The 14,084-nt window shown below is 67.5% G+C and carries 12 protein-coding genes; 3 read left to right on the top strand and 9 right to left on the bottom strand.

The genetic code is table 11. From position 1 onward, the window contains the following. Positions 1 to 71 precede the first annotated feature (71 nt). Positions 72 to 473 (bottom strand): heme-binding protein, encoded by a 402-nt coding sequence (locus tag A5784_RS15220; protein ID WP_064945751.1) that lies wholly within the window; start codon positions 471 to 473, stop codon positions 72 to 74. A gap of 464 nt (positions 474 to 937) precedes the next feature. Between A5784_RS15220 and A5784_RS15215 the strand changes: the two genes are divergently transcribed. Next, on the top strand, positions 938 to 1,912 hold the full coding sequence (locus A5784_RS15215; protein ID WP_064945744.1) for a helix-turn-helix transcriptional regulator: 975 nt from the start codon (positions 938 to 940) through the stop codon (positions 1,910 to 1,912). Positions 1,913 to 2,277: 365 nt separating this feature from the next. Further along, a complete protein-coding gene (locus A5784_RS15210) occupies positions 2,278 to 2,769 on the top strand; it encodes a flavin reductase family protein (RefSeq protein ID WP_353651911.1) in 492 nt (163 codons plus the stop codon). A 33-nt stretch (positions 2,770 to 2,802) separates the two neighbouring features. Here the strand turns inward: A5784_RS15210 and A5784_RS15205 are convergent, their stop codons facing one another. Together A5784_RS15205 and A5784_RS15200 are read right to left on the bottom strand one after the other, a co-directional pair. Then, positions 2,803 to 3,456 carry a UdgX family uracil-DNA binding protein gene (locus A5784_RS15205; protein ID WP_064945743.1) on the bottom strand — a complete coding sequence of 218 codons (654 nt, stop codon included), beginning with the start codon at positions 3,454 to 3,456 and terminating at the stop codon, positions 2,803 to 2,805. Continuing rightward, entirely contained in the window at positions 3,453 to 4,604 is a 1,152-nt protein-coding gene (locus tag A5784_RS15200; protein ID WP_064945742.1) for an AI-2E family transporter, read from the bottom strand. The genes A5784_RS15205 and A5784_RS15200 overlap by 4 nt, the downstream gene beginning before the upstream one ends. 97 nt (positions 4,605 to 4,701) lie before the next feature. Here A5784_RS15200 and A5784_RS15195 point away from each other — a divergent pair, with 97 nt between their 5' ends. Beyond that, the gene (locus tag A5784_RS15195) at positions 4,702 to 5,025 is read left to right on the top strand and encodes a hypothetical protein (RefSeq protein WP_064945749.1); all 324 of its coding nucleotides are present in this window, start codon (positions 4,702 to 4,704) and stop codon (positions 5,023 to 5,025) included. Positions 5,026 to 5,034: 9 nt separating this feature from the next. Here the strand turns inward: A5784_RS15195 and A5784_RS15190 are convergent, their stop codons facing one another. From A5784_RS15190 to A5784_RS15165, 6 genes are all read right to left on the bottom strand, one after another. After that, entirely contained in the window at positions 5,035 to 5,301 is a 267-nt protein-coding gene (locus A5784_RS15190) for a hypothetical protein (protein WP_064945741.1), read from the bottom strand. Position 5,302: 1 nt separating this feature from the next. Next, a complete protein-coding gene (locus A5784_RS15185; protein WP_064945740.1) occupies positions 5,303 to 9,574 on the bottom strand; it encodes an HAD-IC family P-type ATPase in 4,272 nt (1,423 codons plus the stop codon). Between the two features lie 56 nt (positions 9,575 to 9,630). Then, on the bottom strand, positions 9,631 to 10,032 hold the full coding sequence (locus tag A5784_RS15180; protein WP_064945739.1) for a hypothetical protein: 402 nt from the start codon (positions 10,030 to 10,032) through the stop codon (positions 9,631 to 9,633). 109 nt (positions 10,033 to 10,141) lie between these two features. Further along, positions 10,142 to 12,502 (bottom strand): glycoside hydrolase family 65 protein, encoded by a 2,361-nt coding sequence (locus A5784_RS15175; protein WP_064945738.1) that lies wholly within the window; start codon positions 12,500 to 12,502, stop codon positions 10,142 to 10,144. Continuing rightward, positions 12,499 to 13,248 (bottom strand): HAD family hydrolase, encoded by a 750-nt coding sequence (locus tag A5784_RS15170; protein ID WP_064945737.1) that lies wholly within the window; start codon positions 13,246 to 13,248, stop codon positions 12,499 to 12,501. Before A5784_RS15170 ends, A5784_RS15175 begins: the two co-directional genes overlap by 4 nt. A gap of 51 nt (positions 13,249 to 13,299) precedes the next feature. Beyond that, a complete protein-coding gene (locus A5784_RS15165; protein WP_064945736.1) occupies positions 13,300 to 14,064 on the bottom strand; it encodes an endonuclease/exonuclease/phosphatase family protein in 765 nt (254 codons plus the stop codon). Positions 14,065 to 14,084: the final 20 nt, after the last annotated feature.

The following is a 14,084-nucleotide window of genomic DNA, read 5'->3' as shown; positions in this document are numbered from 1 at the left end:
CCCGCCCGCCCCCCGCCGCCCGGGGGGGCGGCCCCGGCCCGCCAGGGCTCGGCGCACCGGAGCCTCACCACTCAGCCGGCCATGAACTGTTCGTAGGCGGAGGCCAGCTCGGCCGGGAGCACCGTGACGTTGCACTGGCGCTGCACGTCGCCGATCGGCGCCAGGATGTTGCGCAGGTCGTAGTACTCCCCCGGGTTGGCGGTGAAGTATCCCCGCAGGTCCGCCGCCGCCTGATCATGCGGCTTGCCGTAGGCGGCCGTCACCGCGTTGTTGGCTCCTGGATGTGCGGCGAGGTACTGGTGTGCCGCACCGGTCACCGAGCTGACGGTGCCCGAGAGCGCTTGGGCGCTGCACTGGTCGGGCGCGGCTGCGGCGACGGGCATGGCAATGGTGGCCGCACATACCCCGCCGAACAGAAACCCCACGCCAATACCGGCGAAACCCCGGCGCGCAGTTCTGCTGCGAATTTTCATGATCATTCTTTCTTTGACTGCGAATTGTCGGCGATTTCCCCAACCCCGAAATCCACGGTAGCGCGGGTTGAAACCGCTTACCCGAGACGCGATTTGCGGTAGGTGCGGCGAATACGCCCGGTAGCCAGTTCGCAAGGAGCGAACAACAGCGCGCCGTTACACCCGGTTGCCGTGACATTGACCGCATTTCGCGCGATATTCGCCAGAAAACTCGATCGCCCCACAGAAATTTGGGCGACTTCTTAATGAATCGTGACCTTGTGCCCCGACCGACCTGACCGGCGCGGGTGGCCCGCTCCCCGGCGATGGCACGACGGTCGTTCGTTTTTCGGACATCAGCGTTCGTTCGGTGGCCTCGCTGGACGCCGTGACCAGGCTTGTCGCGATCGTCGGATAATCTGGGCAGCGTAGGTCGGCTCAGAACGATGCCGTTGGTCGTTTTGTGCTGTCCAGGGGTGAGTGCGATGTCCGCCGTTCTGCTCGATACCGATGACATCGGCGCTGCCGAGGCCACGTTGAGCACCGTGTTTTCGAAGATTCGCATTCTGACGCCGCATCGCGGTGCCCCCGCCCCGATGCGTATCGAACGCTCGGTCATCGGGTCCGTCGGCGTCGACACCGCCGATTACGGTTGCGCCTTCGGTTACGAGATGGATCCGCCGGCCCAGATTCTTGTGTGTCATGTGGTCAGCGGTGGCGTCGAGCAACGTTCGACCTACTCAGGGAGCACACGTTGCCGTCCCGGCGAGGTCACCGTATTCGGACCGCGCGAAGCGCCGCCGTTCGAGGGACGGGTGCTGCGCGGCCGCTACCACGTACTCGTCATCGACCCAAGCAGCCTGACCCGCGTCACCGGCGTACACGATGCCGTGCACATCACCGGCTCCGCCCCGGTCTCGGCTGCAGCCAACCAACAGTTGGCCAATCTGATCGGGTATCTGCGCCGGTGTACCGCGAACCCGCAGCTACACGGCAACCCGCTGTTGGCGGGAATGTTGGAGCAGCATGTCGCCGCCGTACTGCTGGCGACGTTGCCCAATGACTCGGTCGTGGAACCGAGTGCCCAGGACCGTAGGGACAGCACCCCGGTCCTGTTGCGCCGTGCCATCGCGTTCATCGACGACAACGCCCACACCGACATCTCACTGTCCGATATCGCTGCGGCGGTCTACGTGACTCCCAGGGCTCTGCAGTACCTGTTCCGCCGCCACCGAGACTGCACGCCCATGGAATACCTGCGCCGCGTACGCCTGTACCACGCTCATCTCGACCTGCTCGCAGCTGATGAGACAACGATGGTCGGCGAAGTCGCCCGCCGGTGGGGCTTCGGGCACGCCGGCCGATTCGCCGCGTATCACCGCGAACACTATGGGTGCTCGCCGCAGGCACTGCTCAATCCGTCGCATCGGGGTTCCGAGGCTACGGCCCACCTTTCCTGACGGTACCGGTCGACGCGCGTGCGGCGCTGTGGCGCAGTAACACCACCGCCGCGATATGGCCGTGCGGATACGGGTTGTCAGCGCGCAAAAAATCCAGTGCTGTCGTCACAGATCTGCTCAACCACATGACGGCTTGACTTACCCGCGGGCCGACCCCGCCAAACCTGCCAAGGACAACCGTCAGCCGGAAAGATTGGTCACATCCTCATCCCGCGCGGCGAGCCCCGTCGATCACGGTAACGAACTCCGGATGCCAGCGGTGCGCCCGCGGCGGTGAGGCCTTAGCAGAATTCGGGTACCCGCACGTCGAGGTTCGAGGAGCCCATCGCCCTGCTTGGCGATGCGGCGCGGAAAGGGGCAGTGCCGTGTCGGAATCGGATGCGTTTGAGCGGCTCGTCGGCCAGCTGGATTACCCGATGTTCGTCGTAACGACCGCGATCCAAGGTCGCCGCGCGGGTTGCCTCGTGGGCTTTGCGAGTCAATGCAGCATCGAGCCACCGCGGTTTCTGATCGGGTTGTCCAAGCGCAACTACACCTACCGCGTCGCTCGCGATGCGGATCATTTGGCAGTGCACGTATTGAGCCGTCGACACGCTGAGCTGGCCCGGCTGTTCGGGAGCCAGACCGGAGACACGTGTGACAAGTTCGCTCGGTGCAAGTGGCACGTCGGGGCGCAGAACATGCCGATCCTCGATGACGCGGCGGCGTGGTTCGTCGGCAAGGTGCTCACCCGCGTCGACACCGGCGATCATGTGGCCCACCTGCTGGAGCCGGTGGCGGGACAGGCACCGGCCTCACTCGGTCAACTGGTCACTCTGGCTGACGTCGCGGATCTGGACCCCGGTCATGACGCGTGACGCCGTAACCGCTTGCGACATGAGCACGGGCGGTCACGCGAGCAGCGACGCGGCAAAGCGCAGGTCGGCCACCAGCCCGTCATAGGCCGCGTCCCGCTCCTCGCGCGGGGTGCGCAGTACCGCAGACGGGTGGATGCTCACCACGATCTGCAGATCGTTGTCGGGCACGACCGTCTCGGGTGGTCGCAACACCTCGCCGCGATGGGAAGAAAGACGAAAGTCGTTTCCCATCAAAGCTTTTGCCGCCGTGGCACCGAGCAGTACCAGCACGTCGGGCGCTACGGCGCCCAGTTCGGCGAACAACCACGGCCGGCAGGCGACGACTTCGGTGCGGCTCGGCGTCTTGTGGATGCGCCGCTTCTGCCCGGCCGCCCGGGTGAACTTGAAGTGTTTGACGGCGTTGGTCAGATAGACCTGTTTTCTGGTGATGTCGGCGGCGAGCAGGGCGTCGTCGAGGATCCGACCGGCCGGTCCGACGAAGGGCCGCCCATCGAGATCCTCCCGATCACCGGGCTGCTCGCCGACCAGCATCATGGTGGCCGCCGCGGGCCCGGCGCCGAACACGGCCTGTGTCGTGTCGCGGAACAGGTCGCAACCGCGACAGTCCTGCACTGCGTCGGCGAGGCGACCGAGATCTGTCGTCTCGGGGACGTAGGCGGCTGCGCCTTCGACATGTCTTGCCGTCATGATCTGGCTCCTCCGGCCGAACGTCCGAGCTTGGCCACCGAATGGTCGGCCGTGTCGCCGTCGACGGAACTGTCTTGCGCCACAGGCTGTTCCCTCATCAGCGCCCGCACGGCGCTGTTGACGAACGCAATGGTCGGCACTGCGACCAGCGCTCCCACGACCCCGGCCAACACCCCGCCTGCGGTGATACCGATTACCACGGCCAGTGGATGGATGGATACCGCCCGGCCCATCACCAGAGGCTGCAGGACGTGCGCCTCGATCTGCATGACGGCAACGATGACCCCGAGCGTGATGAGTGCGTACAGCAGTCCTTTGGCCAACAGTGCCACCACGATCGCCAGAAATCCGGAGATCAGTGCCCCGATCAACGGGATGAAGGCACCGAGGAACACCACCGATGCCAACGGCAACGCCAGTGGTATGCCCATGATGGCCAGCGCGGTGCCGATACCCGCCGCGTCGACGAGTGCGACAAGTGACGTCGCACGGATGTAGCCGATCAGGGAGTGGAATCCGGCGTTACCGGCCTTGCGAATCCGGTCGCGCACGTTCAACGGCACGATCAGCGTGACGAATCGCCAGATGTTCCGGCCGTCGAGCAGAAAGAAGATCACGGTGAAGAGCCCCAGCAGCGCGCCCGTGAGGATCTCCGACAACGTTCCGGCGGTGGACAACGCTCCGCTGGTGAGCTGTTCCTGGTGGTTGCGCAAAGACTGGATCGCCGTGTCGCCGGCGTGATTGATCTGCTCGGGGCTGAGATGGACGGGCCCCTTGATCAGCCAGTCGCGGGTCGAATCGATGCTGTGGGTGACCTGGTCGACCAGGCCGGGGGCACCGTCGATGAATTGGGTGATGACAAACGCCAGCACTCCGCTCAGCACGGCCAGCCCGGCCACCATCACCAACGCGACCGCCACTCCGCGTGGAGCGCCGACCCGGTCGAGGAGGTCCACGACCGGCAGCAGCAATGCCGTGATGAGCAACGCCAGCGCCACCGGCACCACCACCACGCCCAGGCGACGCAAGACCTCGAACAAAACCACCACGGCGCCAGCGATCACCAGCAGCCGCCACGCCCACGCAGCGGTCCGCCGCACAACCGGTGTCACCGCCGCATCATCTCCACGAGGCCCCGACAACGGCATGCCCGTGGGATTGCCGGGAGAGGCCCACTCGAAACCGGTAACGCGCGAGCCGGGGTCGTCCGGTTTGGCCGACCACGGCGACGGGCAATCTGCGGTGATGGCACGAGAAGACGACAACATGCTCGACCAGCAGGAGAGCCTCGACTCCGACGAGGTCCGCAACGACGACGGCGACGAGACCGTGGATCCGCCCGAGCAATGGATCGAACCGAAGGACAACGAGTCGCTGGATGATCGGCTTGCCGAGGAAGCCCCCGACACCTCACCCGACGATGCGGCGATCGATCCGGACGCCGAAACGTCGCTGCGCGGATCCGAGTCCGAGCCGGATGCGCTCACCCGGAACGAGCAGGCGCGCACCAAAGGCCAGATCGACGGCACGCCGGAGGACGGTGATTCGTTCTACGACGTTGTCGAATGACGGCGCACATCAGGCCTCTTCGAGGGCCGAGCCGAGTTCTTGGGCGACCTTGCTGTGGTGGTTGTCGGCCAGCGCATGGCCGACCCCGAGCAGCAGGGCGACCGGCCACTCGATGATCTCGGCGGCGGCCAGCACGGCGACGGCGCCGTAGTAGACCAGCCGCTCGGGCTGTACGCGCACCTTGCCCAGTACCGGCAGCCTTACCTCGACGGTGTCGATTTCACGCACCCTCTCGGTGACCGTCCGGTGGGGTTTCGTCGAGGCCTTCTGCTCCATCTCATTCCCCTCTCGTGTCGTGAGCCCGCATGGACCGCGTCGCGAGCGCGGCGATACCGGTCGCGATGGCCGCACAGCTCAGAGCTTGTGCCCAACCCACCGGGCCCAACGGCGTGTTGCCCAGGAGGTGGCTCACTCCGGGCGTGCTGATGACGACGCCGAGCGCGACCAGTGATCCGGCGGCCGTACCGATCACCAGCGCGCTGCGGGAGTCGATCAGCGTCTGGCCCAGCTGCGCAGCCACCAACGCGATCAGCGCGATCGTGGAGGCCCGGCTGGGGCGCCCGGTCAGCCGGCCGAGGATCCACGCCGCGGTCGCGGCGCTGGCTGTGGTCGCACCGCGTATCCCCACTGTGCGCCACAGCGCAGCCTGATCGGGTCCCCGTCCCCCGGACTGCGAATTGGCGTCGGGCGGAGCCACCGCCAGCGCCGCTGCAGGCAACGCGTCGGTCAACATGTTCACCAGGAGCAGTTGCCGGGTATTGAGCGGCGCCCGCCCGGTGAGCGCGGTTCCTGCCACCGCGAAAGCCACCTCACCGGCGTTGCCGCCCAACAGGATCGACACTGCGGCCTGAACCCGATCCCACAGCTGACGCCCTTCGTCCAGCGCGTCCAGCAACGAGCAGATGCGACCGTCGAGCAGCATCACATCGGCCGCCGTACGGGCCGGATCGCTGCCCCGCGAGGCGACTCCGATGCCGACCGTCGCGGTCCTGATCGCGGCGGCATCGTTGGCACCGTCACCGACCATTGCGCACACCAGACCGGATTTCTCGAGCGTCTCCACCACCTGCACCTTGTGCTCGGGAGACATGCGCGCGAAGACGACTCCATCGCGCACCGCCCGTTCACGCAGCCGGCGCGGCATCGACTCCCACTGCGAGCCGCTGATCACATCGCTGACGGATACGGGCAACCCCAGCCGCGTGGCGATGGCGGCTGCAGTGACCGGATGGTCACCGGTGATCAACCGGATCCCGATACCGCGATCGGTGAGGCTCGCCAGGACCTCCTCCGCATCCGGCCGCGGGGTGTCGGACAACCCAAGCAGTCCGCTGTAGCGCAGGTCCTCGACGCACAACGCGGCGAACAACTCGGAGTCCTCGCGGGCTGCCGCCGCCTGGCGCTCAGAGAGATCCCGATGGGCGACCGCGATGACGCGCAACCCGTCGGCAGCCATGGTCTGTACCTGCTGCCACACGTCGGTCGTTTCGGTGGCGTCGCACCCGGCGAGCACCACCTCGGGGGCGCCCTTCACGCACAGCCGCATACCGCTGATGGACGCCGAGAACGGCCGACCCGAACGAAACGGCAGATGTGTTGCATCGGTGTCGATTTCGGCCATCCCCGCGCCATGCGCCGCCTCGGCGACCGCGAGGTCGGTGGCGTGTTCATGCCGGTCGCCGTTCGGCGGCGGCGTGGCCGAACCAGCTTGCACGAGAACGTGTTCGGCGGAGGCTCCGGTTGCCCGGTGGACCTGCACGACGCGCAACCGGTTTTCGCTCAGCGTTCCGGTCTTGTCGAAGCAGACCACATCGACGCGGCCGAGAGCTTCGACGGAGCGCGGCGCGCGGACCAGCACGCCGGACCGGGTGAGCCGCCGCGCCGAGGCCTGCTGCGCGAGGGTCGCGACCAGTGGCAGACCTTCGGGCACAGCCGCCACTCCCACGGCAACCCCGCTGCTGACGGCCTCGCGCAGGCCGGTGCGCCGCAACAATCCGAGCCCGCTGACCAACGCCCCGCCGAAGAGGCTGAACGGCCAGGCTTTGTTGGTCAGAGTGCGCAGCTGGCTCTGCAGCCCGACATCGGGCGCCCGCGTGCGAATGCCGTGCACCGCGCGGTGCGCCTGGGTGTCGGCGCCCACCGCGGTGACGATGGCGACTGCGGATCCAGCGACCACGGTCGTGGTGGCGTGCAGCATGCATGCCCGTTCGGCCAGCGGGGCGGCCGGTGTCTCATGCACGTGTTTGACCACAGGCAGCGATTCACCGGTCAACGCGGACTCGTCGACCTCGAGGTCGACGGCGTCGGTGAGCCGGGCATCGGCGGGAACCACTTCGCCCGCTGCGACCAAGATCGCATCTCCCGGACGCAGCTCGACGCTGCGGACGTTGTGTACCCGCCCATCGGAAGACCTCTTGCGCGCCACCGGATCTTGCCCGGTGATCAGCCTTCTGAGCAGCCGTTCGGCACGAACGCGCTGGGCGGCGGCCAGCACCGCATTGCCGCCGAGAACCGACCCGACCAGGACTGCGTCGACGGGCGACCCGAGCACCGCGCTGGCCGCGGCCCCGACCGCGAGGACCGGCGTCAATGGGTCGGACAACTCGTCGCGGACCGCGTCGGCGAAGTCGCTGACCGCCCGTGCCACCGGGCCCGCCGCCGCGCGCGTGCCGCGCAGCAGCGCCACTGCGCCTCCGCTCATCCGTGCGTGCGGTTTTCGACGGGGCTCGGGCGGAGCGGGCAGCAGTGCCCGCACCTCCCGGGGCGTCATCGCGTGCCACTCGTATATCGGTGCTGCAGACGGAGTTTCGCATTTCATCGCGTTGCGCGCGAGCATCAGGCCGGTCCACGCTCCGGCACCTGCGCCTGCGGTCACCGGGCCGGGCCCGCGCCCGCGCACACCGGGAATCATCAACAGCGCGCCCAGCAGCGATCCGCCGACGGCCAGCTCGACGCCGCGATGACTGGCCCGGCGCGCGGCGGGCAGCGCGTGCAATATGTGCCAGACGCCTGCCAGGTCGTCGCACAGCAGATCGGCATGCCATGCGCCTGCTTCCCCGTTTGCGATACCGATGGCCACGTCGGCGTCGGCGAGAGCTTGCGCGGCGGATGTCGACACCACAGCGACCGTGCGTCCGTCGCGCTGCAGTGCTGTCACTGTCGCGGCCAGTGTCTCGTCGAAAGACGATGCGCAGTCAGCGAGGTCGTCGAACCCGGCGCGCAACTCGTCGAGGCTCTCGACATCAAGGGAGACCGCAAGCGTCTCGTCGCCCTGCAGTTCGCCGATGAGCGCGCCGGCCAGCGGATGGTGGGCCGGGCGCACAAGGACTGCCCCCGGTGTGGCACCACCACGTACCGGCTGCCATCCGGGCCGGAGGGCACCGCGGCCCAATTCTTCTTGAGCCCAACGCCATACCGCACCGCGGTCGTCCTCCTCGACATCGCGGATGCGGCCAATCCGCAGTTCGTCGGTTTCCAGTGCGCGCGGGTCGAGCACGACGGCGTCGATGCGGTCGAGGCTGCGCAGCGCGGCGGACCGCAGCGTCAGCACACCGCGGTCGGTGAGCCCGCGGCCGAGAGTAGCCGCGAACGACTCGCGACAGTTGCGGGCGGCTTTCGGCGCAGCGATGACCGCTGCGGTGGCCATGGCGCCGAGATCTCTGGCGATCACTCCGGCCGCGAGGCCGCCGGACACTTGGGCGGCTGCCGCCCGGTCGCTGTAGCGCTCGACCGGACCTGGTGGCCGCGGACACGGCCGAGGCGCCGGTCGCACGCCGTCGACGCACTCGGCACGGTCGGCCAGCAGCGGCTCACGCCGCGACCAGCCTTGCGCCGCGGCACGAATTTCGGCCGCCCGCAGCGCCTTTACCAGTAAATCGACCGCGAGCGACCCGGGCGCCTGGGTGAGGGCATAACTGAAGGCAGTAGCCAGCCCGAGCCCGGTGTCTGTGACCGTGGCACCGAACCTGTCTTCCAGGGCGCGGCGGATGCGGGGCTGGTAATCGACCACGTTGACCACGGCATTGAGTGCACTGGGCACCCGTGGCAGGGGCAGCACCCGCCCGGCCAACGCCACGGCGAGCCCACACGCGTTGAGGGCGGTCACGGCGAGAGCACCCGCGTAGGCCGCGCCGTCGCCGGGCAGATCGGCGGGTACCCGGTGCGCATCAGGCGATCCGGCCTGACGCTCCGCTGTCGCCACCGCAGCGCAGAGGTCGCTCAGCACAGCTGCATCTGGATCCACCCGGACGATGGCCCGGGACAACGGGTAGTTCAGTTTCACCGCCAGTACGCCGGGCCTGCGCTCAAGGAGCCGAGTGACCACGGCGCCGAGATCACCCCCGGGTTCGGTCTCACTGAGCCCGCGAACCTCGATCCAGCACCGGTCGCCGGCCTGTCGGCAGCGGCGGGAGGCGTTGGCGCCGAATACTTCTGACACGGCGCCGGTGACGGACCTGAGCACCCCGTCTCCGGCCCGGACCGGCCGCTCGAGCAGCGCCGCACCGGCCACGGTCAACGACATCGCGGTGCCTATGCCTGCGTTCGCCATGCGAAAAGGGAGCAGCGCCGCGCCCTGCAATGTTCGCGGAAGATGCACAGGTGGCCTTACTTTCCGGCTGGCGCTTTAGCTTTCCGTGTCGTGGCTGCGGTGCGAGGCCTGCGCCTGGCCGTCGGCCGGGGGGCAGATTCCGTGCCCGATCGAGGGCCCGCGTCACGCTGTGCGTCATCAGGGTGCCCGTGGAGCTGGCGGACCGCGAGCGCGGTTCCGCCGACCAGGAGCACGACGGGCCAGTCGACGAGCCCGGTGGCGCCGACGGCCGCCATGGTCAGTGCGGCCGCCGGGACCGAATGGCTGCCCTTACCCAAACCGTCCACGACGCCGGACGCAGCGCCCCGGACGCCACCGACGACGCCGTTGACGACAGCGCCACTCAGCGCCCCGGCACCCGCAACGGTAGCCTCCGCCGTGCGGGCCACAACGTCTGCCGCGGTATTCAGGACGTTCATGTCAGCTCCACATCTCAAGTTCCCCCGCAGGTCATCACGGATTCAGACAGAGTTACCCATCTGGCCACATCTCAATCTGGGGATGTCCTGTGTTTGTGGAACCGCGGGTTCACTTCGGCAGGCTGTCCCACCGGGCGGGTTCGCGTCCCGGTGGCTGGTGTGGCCGCGCCAGTAACGGAGTGCGCCGCCGCAGCGGCACGGAAATCGGTGAGTCCGTGGTCAATTCGACATCGCGATCGGCGTGGCGAAGCCACAGCCGACTGTTCGTGTCGCCGCGCAAGGTGTACGTCGCGGTCTCATGGGTGATGTCGACGGTGACCCGGCAATCGCGCCAGCGCAGGCGAAATCTCAACCGCGTGATGTCATCGGGCAGCTGTGGGTCCAGCGCGAGAATCCCTTCCCCGTCGCGTAGACCGCCGAACCCCGCGAGCAGGGCGGTCCACGCACCGGCGAGCGACGCCATGTGCAGGCCGTCGCGCGTGTTGTGCTCGAGGTCGCGCAGGTCTATCAGTGCGGCCTCAGCGGCATAGTCATGAGCGAGTTCGAGATGCCCGACTTCGGCACACAGCACTGCCTGGGTACACGCCGACAACGATGAGTCACGCGTGGTGCGGGGCTCGTAGTAGTCGACGTTGCGCGCCTTCTGCTCGTCGGTGAAGCGGTGTCCCAACCAATGCATGGCCAGCACCAGGTCGGCCTGCTTGATCACCTGCGACGGATAGAGCCGCACATAGGGCTGGCTCAGCAGCAGCGGGTAGGTGGTGTCATCGCTGAACTGCCATTCGCGCAGCCGCGTAAACCCTTCGCACTGTTGATGCACCTCCAGCTCCTTGTCGTAGGGCACATGGACGGTGTCCGCGGCCTCCCGCCACATCGCCATCTCTTCGGCGGTCACCTCCAGCGCCGCGGCCAGGTCGGGATGGCGCTCGCAAGCGGCCGCGGCAATCCGCAGATTCTCCGCGGCCATCAGATTGGTGAAGAGGTTGTCGCGCACCACGGCCGTGTACTCGTCGGGACCGGTGACACCGTCGATATGCCATACCCCGTGGCGGTCGTAGTGCCCGAGGGAGTACCAGAGCCGGGCCGTCTCCACCAGAACGGACACCCCGCATTCCGATTCGAGCGATCCGTCGCCGGTGACCACCCGGTACCGCTCGAAAGCCATGGCGATGTCGGCGTTCACATGCCACGCCGCGGTGCCGGCCGGCCAGTATGCCGAGCATTCCTCGCCGCCGATGGTCCGCCACGGGAAGGTCGCCCCCGCCAGGTCCAGCTCCTTGGCGCGGTCGCGGGCGCGGTTGAGGGTCGAGGCCCGCCACCGCAGCGCGTCGGCGGCCGCCTGCGGCCAGGTATACGTCAGCACCGGCAGCACGAAACCCTCGGTGTCCCAGAACGCGTGCCCGTCATACCCCGGGCCCGTCAGTCCTTTTGAGGGTATCGCCCGTCGCTCTGCGCGGGCCCCGGCCTGCAACACGTGGAAGAGCCCGAAGCGCACGGCTTGCTGACAGCGCGGATTACCGTCGATCTCCACGTCGGCGCTGTCCCAGAAGTCGTCGAGGTGGGCCCGTTGCGAGTCGAGCAGACCCTGCCACCCGGAATAACGAGCGCCTGCGATGGCACCCGCGACCTGGTCGTGCAGGGCCGGGCGCGAACGCAGACTGGACCAGCCGTAGGCGAGAAACTTGACGATGCGCAGCCGTTGACCCGCCCGCAGCCCGCAGATCACCGTAGTGCGCGCCAGGTCCGCGGTGGTCTCGGTCGAGACGTCGACCCTGCCGGGTACTTCGATGACGTGATCCATGGCCGCAGCTATGGTCAATTCGCTTGAGCGGGTGCGGTGCATCAACAGCGCCTGCTGGCCACGGCCTTCGTGGGTGACCGACTTCAGGGGATGGCTGAGCACTGCCGCAGCCCGCGGATCCGGTGATGTGACCGGCTGGTCCTCATTGGCGACGAGTTCGGATTGTACTGTGATACGGGCGAATTCATCGACCGGATCGATGCAGAACTCGATCGCGGCAACGCTGCGGTGCCGCAGGGACACTAGCCTGGTCCACTGCATGCGAACCTGCGTGCCTGCCGGCGAACGCCAGCGTGCCCGGCGCGTCAACGTACCCGCCCGGAAATCCAAGGTTCTTTCGTGCTCGAGCAGTTCGCCATAACGGACGTCGAACGGTTCATCGTCGACCAACAGCCGCAGCACCTTTCCGTTGGTCACGTTGATCAGTGACTGGCCTTCTTCCGGATAGCCGTAGCCGGCTTCGGCATACGGCAACGGGCGCAGCTCGAAGAACGAATTCAGATAGGTGCCGGGTATCCCGTGCGGCTCGCCCTCGTCGAGGTTGCCGCGAAATCCGATGTGCCCGTTGGACAGGGCGAACACCGATTCGGTCTGCGCGATGAGATTCAACTGGAGTTGGGTCTCCCGCAGCTGCCAGGGCTCGACCGGAAACGCGGTGTCGGTGATCATGGCGCCACCAGCAACTCGGCCAGATCATTGACGACGACATCGGCACCGTTGCTGCGCAATTCATCTGCTGAGCCGGTCCGGTCCACTCCGACCACGCACCCGAAGTTTCCCGCCCGGCCTGCCTGTACACCGGCCACCGCGTCCTCGAATACCGCGGCCTGGGCCGGTGTCACACCGAGTTGCCGTGCCGCGTACAGATAGGAATCCGGTGCCGGCTTGCCCGCCAGATGCTGCTCGCCCACCGTGATGCCATCTACCCGGCAGGCGACGTAGGTGCTCATCCCGGTGATGTCGAGCACCTCGCGGGTGTTCATGCTCGACGACACCACCGCGATCCCGAGCCCGGCCTTCTGCACAGCCTGCAGATAACGCCGGGAGCCTTCGAAAGCGGTGACCCCGCCGCTGTGCAGGAATTGCCGGAACAGCGCGTTCTTCCGCGCGGCCAACCCGTGCACGGTGTCCGCGTCGGCGCTGTCGTCCGGATTGCCTTCGGGCAGTTCGATGCCCCGGCTGGCCAGAAAATCACGTACGCCGTCTTCGCGGGTACGGCCGTCGACGTACCGGAGGTAATCGTGTTCACTGAACGCGCGGGCGTCGCCATGCCGACGCAGATATTCGTCGAACATCGATTTCCACGCCCGCTCGTGAATACTCGCGGTCTCGGTCAGCACACCGTCCAGGTCGAACAGGCACGCGCGCACGCCTTCGGGCAGGCCAAGGTGTCCGGGCTCGTGATCGGCAGCCATACCTGCCGGTTACCCCGTTTGCCGAGTTCCTCAACGCGCCGAACACTGAACTCACCGGCGGGCGATCTCTGCCACCAGCGCGCGATGATCCGAAATCGGCATCATAGGCGTGTCGGACGCGCGGGCATACAGACGTCGATCGTCGGTGAGGATGTGGTCGAGCTGGCGCGTCGGCTCGGCAGCGGGGAACGTGGAGCCGTGGGCCAACGGTCGCATGCCGGACCAGCGGTGCGCGGCAGGAGCCGGCAGGTTGAGGTCACCGGCCAGGATCCGTGGGCCCGGGAAGCCCGCGAGGTCGTGGACGATACGACGTAGTTGGAGCCGGTTCCACAGTGGGACGAAGGACAAGTGGGTCGACGCGACAGTGATCGCACCAAGCGGAGTCTCGATCCGGGCGACGACGGCCGTGCGCGGCTCCTCGTGGACCATGAGCACGCGCCTGGGCCCCGGCAGGTACATCGGGAACCGCATCGGAATACGCGGCAGCCGCAGCACCTGCCAACTGCTCACCGGGTACCGGGACAACAGTGCGATGCCGTATGCCGCAGTACCCGGCTGTTCTCGCCCTGTCGCGGCCATCCACGTCGCGCCGGGTGTGCCGGAGATGGCTGCCACGAAGCGGTGTTCGGCGGCTCCCATCGCCTCGGCCGCCACGGCGGTGAGATCGGCCCGTCCGGACCGCTCCTGGTCGCGGTCCACCTCTTGCAATGCCAGCACATCGGGCTCCAGTGTGGTCACACACGACCGCAGTCGGTCCATATGCACACCGTCGTCGACGGTCCGGCCGTGCAGGATGTTGAACGTAGCCAGTCGCATGATCTGGGCGTACCCATTGT

This window comes from Mycobacterium sp. 852013-50091_SCH5140682 (assembly GCF_001665685.1).
In the GTDB taxonomy this organism is placed as follows: Bacteria; Actinomycetota; Actinomycetes; order Mycobacteriales; family Mycobacteriaceae; genus Mycobacterium.
The sequence above is the reverse complement of the archived record's forward strand: the minus strand, read 5'-3'. Positions and strand labels throughout refer to the sequence as shown.

Bases quoted from the DNA above. Each gene is read 5' to 3' on its own strand.
- A5784_RS15205 (WP_064945743.1), bottom strand. From the start codon at position 3,456: ATGACGGCAAGACATGTCGAAGGCGCAGCCGCCTACGTCCCCGAGACG.
- A5784_RS15180 (WP_064945739.1), bottom strand. From the start codon at position 10,032: ATGAACGTCCTGAATACCGCGGCAGACGTTGTGGCCCGCACGGCGGAG.
- A5784_RS15220 (WP_064945751.1), bottom strand. From the start codon at position 473: ATGAAAATTCGCAGCAGAACTGCGCGCCGGGGTTTCGCCGGTATTGGC.
- A5784_RS15195 (WP_064945749.1), top strand. From the start codon at position 4,702: ATGGCACGAGAAGACGACAACATGCTCGACCAGCAGGAGAGCCTCGAC.
- A5784_RS15190 (WP_064945741.1), bottom strand. From the start codon at position 5,301: ATGGAGCAGAAGGCCTCGACGAAACCCCACCGGACGGTCACCGAGAGG.
- A5784_RS15170 (WP_064945737.1), bottom strand. From the start codon at position 13,248: ATGGCTGCCGATCACGAGCCCGGACACCTTGGCCTGCCCGAAGGCGTG.
- A5784_RS15175 (WP_064945738.1), bottom strand. From the start codon at position 12,502: ATGATCACCGACACCGCGTTTCCGGTCGAGCCCTGGCAGCTGCGGGAG.
- A5784_RS15200 (WP_064945742.1), bottom strand. From the start codon at position 4,604: ATGCCGTTGTCGGGGCCTCGTGGAGATGATGCGGCGGTGACACCGGTT.
- A5784_RS15185 (WP_064945740.1), bottom strand. From the start codon at position 9,574: ATGGCGAACGCAGGCATAGGCACCGCGATGTCGTTGACCGTGGCCGGT.
- A5784_RS15165 (WP_064945736.1), bottom strand. From the start codon at position 14,064: ATGCGACTGGCTACGTTCAACATCCTGCACGGCCGGACCGTCGACGAC.
- A5784_RS15215 (WP_064945744.1), top strand. From the start codon at position 938: ATGTCCGCCGTTCTGCTCGATACCGATGACATCGGCGCTGCCGAGGCC.